Source organism: Ruegeria sp. BC7, from assembly GCF_056539165.1.
Window position 1 is genome coordinate 46,514 of the sequence record NZ_JBQFUL010000004.1, and the last position, 13,696, is coordinate 60,209.

The window sequence follows — 13,696 nt, forward strand, 5'->3', positions numbered from 1 at the left end:
TTTTGAAGAATCAGCTTGCACGTCCCGAATACCGGGTCTACATAGCGCCTCACCAACGCGGACCGATAGCTCAGCTGGATAGAGTACTTGACTACGAATCAAGGGGTCGGGGGTTCGAATCCTCCTCGGTCCGCCACTGGTTTCCTATAAATATCATATGCTTAAGGCGCCGCGACCGCTTGATCATTTCGAGTGGTTTTACCACAAGGCAACTTTGAGGCAACCGCGCTGGGTGAAATGTGGTGTTTTTCACCCAATCTCTCAGATTCCGCTGGGCAGCAGCCGAATAACATTCTCGGTGCTTTTTAGCAGGTTTCCGAAAACTCGGTAACATCCTCAGTGACAAAACTCCTGAAGACTTGAAGCACATAAGGCAGCCACTTACGCGAGAGCGCAACCTCTGTGTGCGCCCCAAAAACCTTACTGTTATCAGGTTAACTAAAATTGTACTACGGAAGTCGCTCACCAACTGCTTCAACCTGCGCAATCCAATCAAAGCTGCGCTACAGCAATTTGCCGTCTGCCGCTTGAAGCTTCAGGAGGTGATGTGACTAAAAAGGTGCGTAGCTGCCATTTGCAAACAGCCAATTGAATCCTTTCGAGACTTAACTCATGGTCGCGGCAAACCAACAATTTGAGTAGAGAGGCGCTGAGCTTTTGTTGCTCTGCGGCGCAGTCGAGAATGAACCAAGTAACACTGTCCGAGATCAGAAAGGCCGCATGGGGCGCATGTGATACCTTCCGTGGCGTAGTCGATCCGTCGATCTACAAGGACTATGTCCTGACTATGCTGTTCCTGAAATACGTCTCTGACGTGTGGAAGGACCACAAGGCGGGGTATGAGTCGCAGTACCCTGATAAACCCTCTCTTATCAAATCAGCCTAAACTGTCCCATTGGTGCTGACGCCAGACACCGAAAGGCGTGTAAATGAAATCCCATCTTTCATCATTATACTCAATTGATGGCCCGAGCTGTCCCTTGCATGCAAAGTAATTATGGCGCGAATACTGTTTCACAGCTTTCTCGCGACAATGTACCGGCTCGGCAATAACCCGGCTTGATCCGCTGTCTCGACGATATCGAAGCTCGCAAGTTCAATGGCGTGCTGGAGTTCAGCAACGGATACAATATTTACGAACGGAGCTTTCCCGAGTAACTGCATAATCGGGATCGCTATTCGGCTGATTATGCCATATTTGTACCCTCCACTCTCTGGAGCGCAAACGGTCTTGGAAATGAATACCCCACCGGGTTTTGTAAGGGTCGCAATGTGTTCGAGTGCATGGCCCATATCGGGTACAAGGTGCAGTAGATTATGTGCGAGGACAGCGTCGTAAGAACCGTCGTTAGGATCGTGCTGCAGAACCTCGGCCACTTTGAACGTTACATTCTCCAACTCTTCTTCAGCGAGTTTCTCGTTGGCGATTTCGATCATCCCCGGTGCGAGATCGGACCCAGTTATCTGAGCCACTTGCGGTGCCAGCAGCAGCGCGGTTGACCCCGTCCCACACCCGATTTCCAGCACGCGGTCTTCGGCTTTCAGGTAGGACTTTGTACGCTCGAGCGTGTTCAGATACCCTTCCATATTTCGGATAGGATCAGCCGCATATTTGCGCGAAATCTTGCTCCAAAATGCGGCATCTTTGGACAATGCAGCCATATCGTTTCTCTTTTCCTTTGGTGTCACCGAAGCCAATATCTTAAAACGCCGATTTATTAAATTGCCAGATATTGTAGAACTGTTATGCATTATTGCATGAATTGGAAGGCTATCAATTTCGATTGGAACCAGGCTCGGTCCTTTCTTGCAACGGCAGAAGAAGGCTCGTTTTCCGCCGCGGCGCGCGTGCTTGAGCAGACCCAGCCAACCGTCGGTCGTCAGGTCGCTGCGCTGGAACAGGCGCTTGGCGTCACCTTGTTTGAAAGGGTTGGCAAGTCGCTTAATCTTACAACAGCCGGTGCTGAGCTTTTGGTGCATGTCAGTGAAATGGCAAGTGTCGCGAACAGAATTTCTCTGACCGCAACAAGCCAGTCACAAGCAGTTGAAGGGCAAGTCAGGATCACTGCTTCCGACGTGATGTCAGCCTATCAGCTACCGCCTATTCTCAAACAGATCAGGCTCGCGGCACCGCGGCTTGAGATCGACGTTGTCGCAGCAAATGACATACGAGACATACAGCGGCGCGAGGCAGATATCGCAATTCGGCATGTGCGCCCGACACAGCCGGACCTGATTGCAAAGCTCGTGGCAGAAGCGACGGCACATTTTTACGCTGCCCCTTCATACCTCGAACAGGTTGGGCGACCACGAAATGAAGACGAACTTGCTAAGCTGGATTTCGTCGGCTTTGGCGATGTTGACACGATGATTGGATTTCTCAATCCGGCTGGCATCGAAGTAACCCGCAAGAATTTTCGGATTGGATCGCAGAGTGGGATAGTGTCATGGGAGCTTGTGCGCCAAGGCTTCGGCATTAGTGTTATGTCAGACGATGTGGCGGCCCTTACACCCGGTGTGGAGCGTGTTCTGCCCGAACGCGAGCCATTCAAATTTCCTATCTGGTTGGCCACACACTCTGAGTTACAAACAGCGCGAAGGATCAGGTTGGTTTTTGATCAGCTTGCAGACCATCTCGGCTCGCAGACAAATTATTGAACGTGAGCTGGTCTGGTGTCGTGAACTGGAGTCTGCTTTGGGCTCCAAGCAGCCGTTCGGTAGAATTCAATGAATGCCTGTTAAGCGGACAATACAGCCGTTCGCGACATACGATGCAGCGGTTAAGGCGCGGAGTTTTTGAAAGCTTGTACCGAGCGTATGTCGGAAGCTCTGGCTCCAGTTATGTCCGAGCTCGGGTCCGATTAATTTCATAATTCCCTACCAAATATGACGCTCATACGCGAAGCTTTAGACAGCGAACGGGACTAGGAAAAACCGGCGTCACCCAGAATACGAAGTCAAAATCTCAGAACATCATGCAATCTCCGCCCGGGGGCAGCGGCGGAGATCCTTCAGGCAAGGTAGGCGTGTAGTCAAATATCACAATCTTTGCGCCACCGTCGAATGCCACGAACAATTGGTTGGAGCCTGGTCTGATGGCGATGCCTTCTGGGTCGGTTCCAAACTCCAACAAGCTTTGCTGGGCGAGCAGTTGGCCATCAGACGTGAACTCGTACAGGCTGTTTGAGCCTTCCCAGTCATCTACGATCAACATGTGGCCAGTGCGTGGGTCAATCGCGATTCCCTGCGCCTCGCTCAAGGGGGGAGAGAGCTTCATGGTGTCTAGCCTCGCTGTCAAAGCCCCCTCTGAAGTGAACCAGGATAGTCGTTCAGGATCATCTTCTACAGTCACAATCTGCCCCTTAGCATTGATCGCGATCCCCTCGGTATCCGCAAACCCACCTTCGAGTTCAAAGGGAGTTCCCAGAGCGGTTCCTTCCTTAGTGACACGTTGGAGGCTGCCAAGACCGTCGCCTACCAACAAGTGATCCCCTTCGATAGCAATTGCTTTGATCCGGAAGAGATCACTGGAAATTCGGCGCAACTCCTCTCCTTGCAACGTAACGAGAATTGCTTCGGGCCCTTCGTTTGCAATCCACAGCCCGCAAAAGGTTGGATCGTAATCAAGACTTGCGGGTTGATTGAGCTCATAGCGCCCAGTTTCGCTAAGCTGCAATGCTGTGGCCGGGATAGACATAGCAAAGATCAATAATGCGGTGGTCCTCACAAACACTCAGGATGCTCCTAGAGACTGAATCAAAAAGGTGGGGCAATGTCGTGACGGGTCAATACAAAGAAAGACTGAACTCCTAGACAACAGCCGTCGTCACATCGACCGATCAGAGAGACAAAGTACGCCAAGAATCCGCGCTAGATCGCGTGAATCTTAGGTTTCAGCGATGGAAACCAAGGAAGAGAACTAGAGCGCTGTCTTGAATCGTAGCGGCACTCGAGGTCCCGTGTCGGGCAACAACAATAGGACGGTGTGTTGCGTGACTACTCTCGCCGCTGGGTGTTTCTTGGTTCTGGCGTTACCAATTTCAGAGTTTGATGTAAGCTATCCTGTGTCGCAGAACGTTTGATGTATTACCTCGAAACGCTCAAGCTTCAGCGATCATTGTACCCCAGCTGGAAAAGTCTCCGTCTATCTCACAGATAATCGTTTCCATCCCGGTTACCTCATCGTTCCCAAAGTGGCACTTCGCAAACGCACCAGTGCCAACAAATGAAAATGTCAAGGCAACAAGACCCAAAGCTGCAATCCTCTTCATGATACTCACTCCTTTAGATGAACTTCATGTGGGAGTTGTTCTTTGCTGAAAGTACTTTGTTTTAATTAAGTTTTGTTAATTGCAGATGGTCTACGGAGGTGTCAGTTCGCAAAGCAGCGCGAACCGAAAGTTCGCTCTGTACAGACATGTTGAGCACCTAAATTGAACAAACAGCGCATACGTGTTCAGGTATTGGTATGTTTCGATCTCAAACAGTGTCGGAATGACCTACTTGCAGATCGCATACCTCTTTTGTGAGATACTCAGTAGAAACCAATCTCGCTGACATCTACGCGAGCCTCGTGATCGCGGCCGTAGGCTACAACTCCAACCGAGGTGATTTCATCAGCAACCGGAGTGGCCCGCAATATGGCGCCTGACGCCTTGAAATCTGACAGCGGTAGATTGATTTCGGTCCATGCGTCAGAAGTTGCGAACTCGGCCTGATAGTATTGCCACGGAAGCACAGTGCCACGTGTCCTGAGGTGAACAAAGTACTGTTCGCCATTGCCCCGCACCAATAGTCTGACGCCCGATACACTTGAGTCTGGCCTCTCAGGCAACTTGTGTCGGAGCTGTATGAAGCCTCCGTTGTTTTCTGTGCTGACGGTTCCGGTCAACCGCGCAAATGCAACATCACCTTCCGAACTAAACTGAACCGCCCCTGAAGAAACTCCTCCCATGACGGTGTCGGCAACGTAGTCCCAACGCGTCTCTGGAGATTTGGAGAAGTCTTCTGCAAGATTTTCATCAGCCCGTGCCATTGTAGATCCGATGATTACAAGACTTGAAAAAAGACTAGCGAGGTTTCCAAGCATTTCGTTCTTTCTCAATTCAATATCGCGATCGAGAGGTTCAAGACCGTCGCAAAAGCCACCCACGCTAAGTAGGGCAAGAAGGCGTGTGCAGAGACACGATCAGTGTGCCTGACCTGAGTGATGAACATGACGATTGCGATCAGCAACGTGAAAATGATCGCAAAGGCCAACCACGGCATTTGCAGTACGAAAAAGGTTGGGGACCACAAAAAGTTCAGGCCCAACTGCGTCCACCACAGCTTCATGGTGGTCGAGCTTCGGTCTGTTTCAAACTGGCGCCAACCGACCATGGCGATCAAGACATAGAGCACAGTCCAGACCGGGCCAAATATCCAGTTTGGTGGATTGAATTCAGGTTTGGAAAGCTGGGCGTACCAATTGCCAGGGGCGGTCAGTGTCCCAATTAGAATGCCGCCTCCCAACGTAAGCGCAAGAAATGCTATGCGTATGAACCAATTCGACATTGTGAGACAGCTGTCAGCAGTCCTTGGTCGTCACGTTGACGAGTGCATCGGAAGAGAAAGTCGCAGTACTGGTTTCATCCGCATCAGAATATGACACGGTGGCGCCTTCGATCTCCGAGCCTGTTACAGTGATTTCGCGTTGTCCGATGGTGTCATCTACATCAATGGTAAAAGCTAGCCTGTCCCCGGCGGCAAGGGACGCAATCTCCAGCTCAATTGTACTTTGCCCGTCCACAACCGATGGAAATTGACGCAGGGCATCGGCGCCCTCTACGAATTCGAGCGGTTGAAAGACCTCCACACCCGCGCCTTTTTCGGTAACGTCGAAAATCAGGCGTCCGGCAGATCGCGACAAGTCAATTTTGAGGGTCGAGGCTTCTACTTCGCACGTTCCGACATTGGTCAAAATAAATCGGTCTCTGGGCGCGCCCTCTATAAAACGAATTTGAACGCCGGCTTGAAGCGAGGTGGCTGCAAAAAGTCCGAGGGTCGCCGCAAGAGTACTCTTCGAGAGCATATGTATATCCTTGCTGAAAGGTTCTTGATAGATACGCTTCGACGGGTTTCTTGGATCAGACTTACACCCTTTCACCATCGTGGTTCAGTCGGCGGGAGTTTTCTAAGTTCCTTGCAACACTGTCAGAACGGTTAAGTTAAAACATGCCATTGTCATTCGCGCTGCTTGCTGGAAGTTCCTGAAGAACATCCCAGTGTTCGACAACCTTACCTTCAGCATCCAGGCGAAAAATATCGATCCCTGCATACTCGAGACCATCGGGCCAGATTTGGTGACAATGCAGAACAACGTGGTCGTCTTCTGCAAACGCTCTTTTGATCTCCACTCGCTTTCCCGGGTATTCGGTAGCCATGCGCTCAAAATAGTCGATAAAGGCTTGCTTGCCGTCGCCAACATGCGGGTTGTGTTGTGTATAGGTTTCGCCAACAAAGATCGCTATCGCCTCTGCAGGTCGGCACTCGTTGAACATCATTTCATAAAAAGCGATGACATTGTTTTTGTTGGTTTCGAGGTCCGGCATTCTGATCTCCAAATCGACGTTTGTACCGCTACAACAGTTGTTTGCCGCAATCCTTGGGAGCAAGCAATCTTCAACAGTCTCATCCGGCTGGTCCAATTCTACTGTGAGTACCAGTTGTGGCGCAAAAAACTCTGGTTAAGAAACGGGCGGAGATTTTTGTCGCTTGAACGCCTTAAAATCAATATTGCACAGCCCGCTTTCGTGCGTCTCGGCTCTCCGGGGCCTGTGCTGCGTGTAACATCGTTAGCTCAATTTTCTGGTCTCCTCGGTAAGCAGGATTGATCGATCGTAGTCCAGACGGCTGTGATGGGCCGTTAACTAAACATTGCAAAGTTAGCTTTCAGTGCATTTCGGTCGTTGGGGCACCGAGCAGCAATGCTCAAAGAGGGCTCGAAGTGAACATTCGCTGCGCCAGGCATGAATGACGGCTCCGCGGACAAAGCCGACATTACGAAAATCATTCAAATGCCTCTCAGTGGTCCAAAGTGGATCACCAAACCACAGTCTAGAAATCTCCGCTTAAAGTGTTTGTTTAAGCCAAGTAGCAAGTAAGCTTCGCAACTATTGAACTTCTAAATGTCCGGGCGGATGTAGTTCAAGATTGAGTTCATCCGAATGATGACCTTACGAATAACATGTGTGGCGGACGCGCTTTCTGTGTAAATCGCCGCGATTCCGGCGGCACCAGGCGGGATCTCATCTAGGATGTTTGGATCGTCGAGAACTATCCTTACAATGAACGGTTCGCTCGCGATCTGACCTGCCTGATACACCGTACCGGTCACCTGCGCTTGCCCTTGCGAGGCAATGTCGAGCACGGTTTCGACGGTACCTGTTATCAACACACCTGGCATTGTTTTGAAAGCCACTTCGACAGGCTGACCCACTTCGATGTGGCGGAGATAAATCTGATGGACTTCGGCGATCACAACTTTTTCGGCTGTGTCGACAAACACTCCCGCTGGAGCAAAGGGAAACGTAGCCACGCGCTGACCTTCAGTAATCGCGAGATTGGTCAGGTATCCCTCTGATGGCGCACGGATAATCGTCTGTTCAAGATTCCATTCAGCCTGGTTAAGGGACGCTCTGGCCTCAGCCAGTTTCGCGACTTCACCGTCATCTGTGAGGGCACTGATTTCCACCTCGGCACGTGACACGGCAGATCGAGCTTGATCTACAGCGCCTTCCGCAGCTTCCAGGCTGGCTTCTGTTGATTCGAGTCGGCTTTGAGAGATCGTACCGCTGACGGCCAACCTGCTGTCATCTTCAAAACGTAGTTTTGCGAGGTCCCGTTGCGCAAGAGCCTGACGTAATTGGGCTTGTGCTGAGGCAAGCGCATCTTGGTCCTGACGAACCTGTGCCTCAACCCGCGCCAGGGTGGCTTCCGCCTGTCGAGCGGCTATCTCGAAGGGCTCCGGATCGAGGCGAAAAAGTACTTCACCTTCTTCCAGCGGAACGTTTGGTTTCGCTGCAACTTCGATCACCTGTCCCGCAACATTCGGAACAATCTGGGTGGCGCGTGTTAGGACCTTTATCGGTCCTGAAGGAGCGCCCCACTGCATTGGAATGAAAAGAAAGATCAACAGCACGACCATCCACACAATCGTTGAAAGCCATGTGGCCTTGGTGTTGGGTAGAACCTTCATCTTTACGAGAACGAACAAAACCGCGACATAAGCTAGGGTTAGAAAGACAATCATGCGGTCTCTCCTGAATCCGCACGTCTGCCCCCGCTCGATTCAATCTGTTTTGACAATGGCGACCTTGTGAAAGCCCATATCAAAGCGAGCGGCCAGAAAACCCCAAAAGTCAGAGCTCCGACCCAACCTGCGACATTGATCGCGTCCCGTTGTGGATGACTGCGCTCTGTGGCGATTTTGCCTGGCAACATGGCCAGGTAAATGAACCCGACCAGAAATGTGAGGATCAACACAATCAGCACGATCCACGCAAAAATATCCAATCCACTCATTTCGATTTTCTCCAGCAGCCCCAACCTCTTGTGTCGACCACCGGACCTTCAGCAAAGTATGGCGGACAGTTCGAGCGGTTACAGATTTTATGCGGATCAGTGTGGCCGATCCGCACGATCGACGGTCAATTAGCCTATGGCTAGGCTTGCGTACTCAATGCGGCGCGCAGCTCTTTTTCATCACTGACCGATAAGGATGTTTCGATCACTTCGCCCTTGAGGCCCTCGAGTTCGTTGAGCAGCTTTGTCGGACGGCTGGTCCAGCCGATCATTGCAAGCGCAGAGGTATCTGGCTTCAGTTTGGAACCGAGCATAGCCGCCAGACGGTCTTCGTCATCGGCCTGATCGAGGGCTCCGGCCAGTGTTCCCATCCCGGTTCCAGCAGCCGCCCCAAGTAGCAGGCCAGCCGCCGGATTGCCTGCCAGCGCACCAATCATTACGCCTGTCAGGCTACCCATCGCACCTCCGCCGAGCATACCAGTCGCGGTGAGCGTGTCAGAGTTCTTGATCCGGATGTCGCCAGCTTCATTCCGCGTAATCACTATGAACTCATTAATGTCGGCCTCCCATTCCTTCGACATTTTCGCGACGCGAAGTAGTGCCTCGTCCGCGGCATGACGGCCTTCAAAAAGTATGATGACAAGGTTGGACATTGGTTCTCTCCCTTTGAAATTTTGAAGCCAGTGAACGCGACGTCTTTGATAAACTTACCGTTTGCGTTGTGATCGGGAGTAAATCGAACGCCCCAATCGTATCCAAGCCGGGTTCATTTCACGGAGACATCGACGGTCTCGACACGGTGAATACTCGGCAACCGATAGGATCCATCATTGAACTCAGCATGCGCCCCTTAGGCTCGGACTTAAAGAAAACAGCTGCGACTTTGAGTGACGGCATGGTTGATTGACTAACATCAGAGTTGACCTTGCATGTTAAAAGAGCAGCAGGGGCGCAGGACGCCGCCCCCGCCTGACGGCGATCAGTCGCCGCTTACCAGCTCGAACTCACCGGGCCGCCAGGACTTGTCGAAGAACGCCTTCTCGGGGAAGTAGAGGCGCAAGAAGGTGAACCAGCCCTTTTTCGGATCGGTCTCGATCCAGTTGCCCCGCTCCACACCTTCCGGCTGTTCCGGCGCGAACCAAATGGTTGTCGAACCGTCCTCGTTTTCCACGGCTGCCGGGCTCGGGTAGGTCTGACTGCCCGCACGCGGATAGCGCTGCGATGTCTGCAGCATCCCGCGTGATTGGTTGTCGTAGACCGTCATCGACCAGAAGCGCGCCGCGGGAATGTCCGGCGGTAGATCCAGCTTGTAGGTCTTGGCGCCGTCGAACGGGTTACCATCGGAATCGACATTGGCAATCAGGTACTGCGAGCCGATGTTTTCGAGCCGCATGATCATCGCCGGTGTCACGCCAGTAGCGGTGTAGAACCACGACGTCCGCGAATGATACTTGCGCGCGCCTTTGTCCTCCAACGGCTTGATCTCTCCGTCTTCGACCACACCCGGCGGGTTCATGAAGTCATAGCCACCTGCCCAAAGACTTGCCCACCAGGCCGTGTCCTCATCGTAGTATCGGAAATGGTCCCTGGGATGTGCGCCCATGCCAAGGGTACGGGCCCCGGCGTTGCCGACCGCGACTGCCTCATCAAGGATCCGTCTCATCCGCTCATCCGGATTGAACTCTTCACCCTTCACGATGCCAATTGCAGCTGCTTGCCCTGCAAGCTCGACATCAAACGAAGAGGCAGGTTCCATCTGGATCACTTCGTGAAGCCACTCGTAATGGGTGAAATCGTTCGGTGGGATGGTGTTGAACGACACGCCAGTGCCGTTGACGAACCGAGGAGAAGGATGTTCCGTGGTTACACCGGCGATTGGCGCTTCGCCCAACAGAAATGACCCGATGCTCGTGCCCGTTCCACCCGGAACATAGGGGTAGATCTTGGTGTATTCTTTGACCGTGTCCATCGGTGGCTTTGGGTCATTGTCCTCAAGGAACGCACGCCCCAGCATGAAGACCCGGTTCGTGCGGGAATGGGCCACATAGTAGCCGCCTTCGGGCAGTACGCCGTCATATCCCGGGGGCACCAGCAAATACCGGCCGCCTTCACCGCGGTCAGGGCCGGGGAAGCCGAAATCGATGACCCAACGGAACCACATGTCATCGAAGATGCCCAGCACATTAGGCGGGGTCTCGACAACCATGGGGCCATCGTTCAGGTCGATGAATGACAGGAAATAGGGTGTGTCGGCATTCGCCGTGAGAAAGAGCGAATGCGCGTCCATCAGTTCTTCGAACAGCAGCACTTCGTTGTGCTGCACGCCGATGTCGAGAAAGCCTTTGTAGAAGCCGTGCATCGATACGACCTGGATCGTGTTCATGAAGGTCTCAATCCCGTGAAGGTAGTCGAGCTCATCCTGCACCTTCTGGGCTGTGTCTCCCGTCGGATAGCCGTCTTTGAACGTCAGAGTTCCGAGACGCGTCGATTCTACCTCGTCAGGCGTTGTGAGAAATTCTGGAATGGGTTCGTATTCGACCTCAGCGTAAGCCGGGCTCAATCCCGATACCGACAATGCCAGAATTATCGCGATGGATATGGTGGTTCTTCTTGTCATGAAGAGTGTTCTCCAGATTCGATTTGAGGGATAGCTGTTGATGTCTTCGTTGCGCAGACAGGGGCTGATGCCCCTGTCCACACCTGAACACCTCGGTTACCGCAACTTGACCTCGACCTTCTCCAGCGTGCCGGGGAAGTCGAAGGGCACGTGGTAGCTTTCGCTCACGGGTTCGCCCGCGTCGGAGCCGATGTCGAATGTCTCATCGAGCGAGATTCGGAAGCCCATGGTGCGCTCGACCCGACCCTCGCCAACGAGTTCATCGTTAACGAAAAGCTTGCCCATGCCGCCCTTGCCGACGCCGCCGCCATCATACTCGAACTCGTAGCGGATCGTGTGCTTGCCAGCCGACAGAGGGTCGCCCTCAATGTTGTAACGTTCAAGATTGGCAACATTGTAGGTGTAGACCGGCTTGCCATCGAGCACGTAGAGCGCCCAGCCGCCGAACCGGCCGCCCTGGGTGACGAGCATCCCGTCATTGTCCCCGTCAGCGATCTCGATATGCGCCGTGATGGTGTGCGACTTGTTTTTGAAGTCGGGCGCGGTGCCTTCGGGAATGCGTGTCATGTTGTCGTAGTAGGTGAACTCTGTACGACCCGCCGTCAGGCTGGGGCGCAGCGAGACATCCATGCGCTCCACCTTGCTGCTGACAATCGGCAGCACGTCATATTTTGCTGCCTCGCCGTAGAACAGAAGCTGCAACTCTGCCAGTTTCTCGGGGTTCTCCGCGGCAAGGTTGTTGGCCTGGGTGAAGTCCTCGGCAACGTTATAGAGTTCCCAATCCCACTCGGTGATTACATCGGTCGGCTTTACCACGCTGACCCAGGGGGCTTCCGGCGGTGTGGTGGTCGCCATCCAGCCGTCACTGTAGATCGCGCGGTTGCCCAGCATTTCGAAATACTGGGTCCGGCGGGTTGAGGGTGCCTCCGCGTTATCGAAGGCATACATCATGCTGGTGCCCTCGATCTCGGACTGGGCCACCCCGTTGATCGAGGTCGGTGCTGGCAGGCCAGCCGCTTCGAGGATTGTCGGCATGATATCGATAACGTGGTGGAACTGATCACGGACCTCCCCCCGCGCTTCAATGCCAGCGGGCCAGCGGATGATCATGCCGTTGCGGGTCCCGCCAAAATGGCTGGCCACCTGCTTTGTCCATTGGAACGGCGTGTTCATCGCGTGCGCCCAGGCCGAGGGAAAGTGGCCGAACGTATTCGGTCCGCCCAGCTCACCGATGCGCGCATACGTGTCCTCGAAGGGCACGGGGATGTTGTTGAAGAACGTCATCTCGTTTAGCAATCCATCCGGGCTGCCCTCAGCCGACGCGCCGTTGTCACCCATCAGGTAGATAATCAACGTGTTGTCGAGTTCGCCGGTTTCCTCGACCGCGTCGATGATGCGGTTGATCTGGTAGTCCATGTGCGACAGCGCCCCGGCATAGACCTCCATCATGCGGGCATAGAGCTCTTTCTGCTGATCATTCAGCGAATCCCAGGCACGAAGCTGTTCCGGACGCGGCGTAAGCACAGCATCCTGTGGAATGATGCCGCGCTCTTTCTGACGCGCGAAGGACTCTTCGCGTACGGCGTCCCAGCCCTGATCAAACTGGCCTTTGAACCTGTCGATCCACTCTTGCGGGGCGTGGTGCGGCGCGTGACTTGTGCCCGGCGCGTAGTAGACGAAGAAGGGCTTTTCCGGTGCGAGCGCGTGCTGTTCCCGGATGTAGTTGATGGCCCGGTCGGCCATGTCCTCATCCAGGTGGTAATCATCGGTGTTCGGCGGCTCAATCGGCTTGGTGCCGTCAAAGATCGCGGGCGTGAACTGGCTTGTGTCGCCACCGATGAAGCCAAAGAACTGCTCGAAACCAAGCCCCGTCGGCCACAGGTCGAACGGCCCGGCCTGGCTCGACTGCCAGTCCGGCACGTTGTGGTTCTTGCCATACCAAGCGGTGTTGTACCCGTTGCCTTTCAGGATCTCGGCAATGGTGCCGTTCTCTTTTGGCATCAGCGAGTTGTAGCCCGGGAAACCAGTGCCCAGCTCCATAATGACGCCGGTTGAGTTGGAATGGTGATTGCGCCCGGAAATCAGCGCCGATCGGGTCGGAGAGCAAAGTGCCGTCGTGTGCATCCGGGTGAACAGGAGGCCATCCTCGGCAAGCCGATCATAGGCTTCGGTTGGCACGGGACCACCAAAGGCAGTCGGCGCGCCAAAGCCCACATCGTCCGGCATGATCAAGAGAACATTGGGCGCACCCTCGGGTGCGGACACCTGCCGCGGAAAATCGAGACTCGAGTCCGAGGTGCGGAGCGCGATATGGCCACCAAACTCAGTCATTGGGACCGGCAAGACCGAGCGATCCCAGTCATCTTGGGCCACAGCTGGCGCGGCAGTCAGGGCGAGCGTTCCTGCCAAGAGCGCCATGGGCAACCTAGTCAGTTCAAAAAGTTTCACGGCTGTCTCCTCCTTTTGATTTGAACTGCGCGACGCACCTCGTTTTGTCAGACTGCTTCCATGTCGCGC

14 protein-coding genes and 1 tRNA gene are annotated in these 13,696 nt (G+C 53.8%); 3 read left to right on the forward strand and 12 right to left on the reverse strand.

Annotation, left to right across the window (positions count from 1 at the left end):
- Window positions 1-59 precede the first annotated feature (59 nt).
- Both ACR0KS_RS12685 and ACR0KS_RS12690 read left to right on the forward strand, forming a co-directional pair.
- Window positions 60-136: transfer RNA gene (locus ACR0KS_RS12685), tRNA-Arg, on the forward strand.
- A gap of 546 nt (window positions 137-682) precedes the next feature.
- Window positions 683-886 (forward strand): type I restriction-modification system subunit M N-terminal domain-containing protein, encoded by a 204-nt coding sequence (locus tag ACR0KS_RS12690; protein WP_480693230.1) that lies wholly within the window; start codon window positions 683-685, stop codon window positions 884-886.
- Between the two features lie 128 nt (window positions 887-1,014).
- Here ACR0KS_RS12690 and ACR0KS_RS12695 read toward each other — a convergent pair whose 3' ends face one another.
- Window positions 1,015-1,662: a class I SAM-dependent methyltransferase gene (locus ACR0KS_RS12695; protein ID WP_170566091.1), complete on the reverse strand. Its 648-nt coding sequence runs from the start codon at window positions 1,660-1,662 to the stop codon at window positions 1,015-1,017.
- 96 nt (window positions 1,663-1,758) lie between these two features.
- On the opposite strand from ACR0KS_RS12695, the gene ACR0KS_RS12700 reads away from it, so the two are divergent.
- The gene (locus ACR0KS_RS12700) at window positions 1,759-2,658 is read left to right on the forward strand and encodes a LysR family transcriptional regulator (RefSeq protein ID WP_170566094.1); all 900 of its coding nucleotides are present in this window, start codon (window positions 1,759-1,761) and stop codon (window positions 2,656-2,658) included.
- Between the two features lie 307 nt (window positions 2,659-2,965).
- Here ACR0KS_RS12700 and ACR0KS_RS12705 read toward each other — a convergent pair whose 3' ends face one another.
- The 11 genes from ACR0KS_RS12705 to ACR0KS_RS12755 all read right to left on the reverse strand — a co-directional run bounded on the left by ACR0KS_RS12705 (window position 2,966) and on the right by ACR0KS_RS12755 (window position 13,627).
- Window positions 2,966-3,733, reverse strand: a complete 768-nt coding sequence (locus tag ACR0KS_RS12705; protein WP_480693231.1) for a hypothetical protein — start codon at window positions 3,731-3,733, stop codon at window positions 2,966-2,968.
- Between the two features lie 367 nt (window positions 3,734-4,100).
- Window positions 4,101-4,271, reverse strand: coding sequence for a hypothetical protein (locus ACR0KS_RS12710; RefSeq protein WP_170566096.1), 171 nt, complete (start codon window positions 4,269-4,271; stop codon window positions 4,101-4,103).
- Between the two features lie 263 nt (window positions 4,272-4,534).
- The gene (locus tag ACR0KS_RS12715; protein WP_170566099.1) at window positions 4,535-5,089 is read right to left on the reverse strand and encodes a CIA30 family protein; all 555 of its coding nucleotides are present in this window, start codon (window positions 5,087-5,089) and stop codon (window positions 4,535-4,537) included.
- A gap of 11 nt (window positions 5,090-5,100) precedes the next feature.
- The gene (locus ACR0KS_RS12720; protein WP_170566102.1) at window positions 5,101-5,553 is read right to left on the reverse strand and encodes a TspO/MBR family protein; all 453 of its coding nucleotides are present in this window, start codon (window positions 5,551-5,553) and stop codon (window positions 5,101-5,103) included.
- Window positions 5,554-5,566: 13 nt separating this feature from the next.
- Window positions 5,567-6,070, reverse strand: coding sequence for an aggregation factor core (locus tag ACR0KS_RS12725; RefSeq protein ID WP_170566105.1), 504 nt, complete (start codon window positions 6,068-6,070; stop codon window positions 5,567-5,569).
- A 136-nt stretch (window positions 6,071-6,206) separates the two neighbouring features.
- Window positions 6,207-6,590 (reverse strand): nuclear transport factor 2 family protein, encoded by a 384-nt coding sequence (locus tag ACR0KS_RS12730; RefSeq protein ID WP_170566108.1) that lies wholly within the window; start codon window positions 6,588-6,590, stop codon window positions 6,207-6,209.
- A 572-nt stretch (window positions 6,591-7,162) separates the two neighbouring features.
- The gene (locus ACR0KS_RS12735) at window positions 7,163-8,290 is read right to left on the reverse strand and encodes an HlyD family secretion protein (protein WP_170566112.1); all 1,128 of its coding nucleotides are present in this window, start codon (window positions 8,288-8,290) and stop codon (window positions 7,163-7,165) included.
- Window positions 8,287-8,586 (reverse strand): DUF3302 domain-containing protein, encoded by a 300-nt coding sequence (locus ACR0KS_RS12740; protein ID WP_209509495.1) that lies wholly within the window; start codon window positions 8,584-8,586, stop codon window positions 8,287-8,289. The genes ACR0KS_RS12735 and ACR0KS_RS12740 overlap by 4 nt, the downstream gene beginning before the upstream one ends.
- A gap of 116 nt (window positions 8,587-8,702) precedes the next feature.
- Window positions 8,703-9,215, reverse strand: coding sequence for a DUF1269 domain-containing protein (locus ACR0KS_RS12745; protein WP_170422155.1), 513 nt, complete (start codon window positions 9,213-9,215; stop codon window positions 8,703-8,705).
- 326 nt (window positions 9,216-9,541) lie between these two features.
- On the reverse strand, window positions 9,542-11,179 hold the full coding sequence (locus tag ACR0KS_RS12750; protein ID WP_170566115.1) for a DUF1254 domain-containing protein: 1,638 nt from the start codon (window positions 11,177-11,179) through the stop codon (window positions 9,542-9,544).
- Window positions 11,180-11,275: 96 nt separating this feature from the next.
- Window positions 11,276-13,627 (reverse strand): arylsulfatase, encoded by a 2,352-nt coding sequence (locus ACR0KS_RS12755; protein ID WP_480693232.1) that lies wholly within the window; start codon window positions 13,625-13,627, stop codon window positions 11,276-11,278.
- Window positions 13,628-13,696: the final 69 nt, after the last annotated feature.

What these genes read in the sequence shown, in the direction of transcription:
- ACR0KS_RS12690 (WP_480693230.1), top strand. Translation starts at nt 683, where the DNA reads ATGAACCAAGTAACACTGTCCGAGATCAGAAAGGCCGCATGGGGCGCA.
- ACR0KS_RS12695 (WP_170566091.1), bottom strand. Translation starts at nt 1,662, where the DNA reads ATGGCTGCATTGTCCAAAGATGCCGCATTTTGGAGCAAGATTTCGCGC.
- ACR0KS_RS12710 (WP_170566096.1), bottom strand. Translation starts at nt 4,271, where the DNA reads ATGAAGAGGATTGCAGCTTTGGGTCTTGTTGCCTTGACATTTTCATTT.
- ACR0KS_RS12700 (WP_170566094.1), top strand. Translation starts at nt 1,759, where the DNA reads ATGAATTGGAAGGCTATCAATTTCGATTGGAACCAGGCTCGGTCCTTT.
- ACR0KS_RS12730 (WP_170566108.1), bottom strand. Translation starts at nt 6,590, where the DNA reads ATGCCGGACCTCGAAACCAACAAAAACAATGTCATCGCTTTTTATGAA.
- ACR0KS_RS12725 (WP_170566105.1), bottom strand. Translation starts at nt 6,070, where the DNA reads ATGCTCTCGAAGAGTACTCTTGCGGCGACCCTCGGACTTTTTGCAGCC.
- ACR0KS_RS12745 (WP_170422155.1), bottom strand. Translation starts at nt 9,215, where the DNA reads ATGTCCAACCTTGTCATCATACTTTTTGAAGGCCGTCATGCCGCGGAC.
- ACR0KS_RS12750 (WP_170566115.1), bottom strand. Translation starts at nt 11,179, where the DNA reads ATGACAAGAAGAACCACCATATCCATCGCGATAATTCTGGCATTGTCG.
- ACR0KS_RS12720 (WP_170566102.1), bottom strand. Translation starts at nt 5,553, where the DNA reads ATGTCGAATTGGTTCATACGCATAGCATTTCTTGCGCTTACGTTGGGA.
- ACR0KS_RS12715 (WP_170566099.1), bottom strand. Translation starts at nt 5,089, where the DNA reads ATGCTTGGAAACCTCGCTAGTCTTTTTTCAAGTCTTGTAATCATCGGA.
- ACR0KS_RS12735 (WP_170566112.1), bottom strand. Translation starts at nt 8,290, where the DNA reads ATGATTGTCTTTCTAACCCTAGCTTATGTCGCGGTTTTGTTCGTTCTC.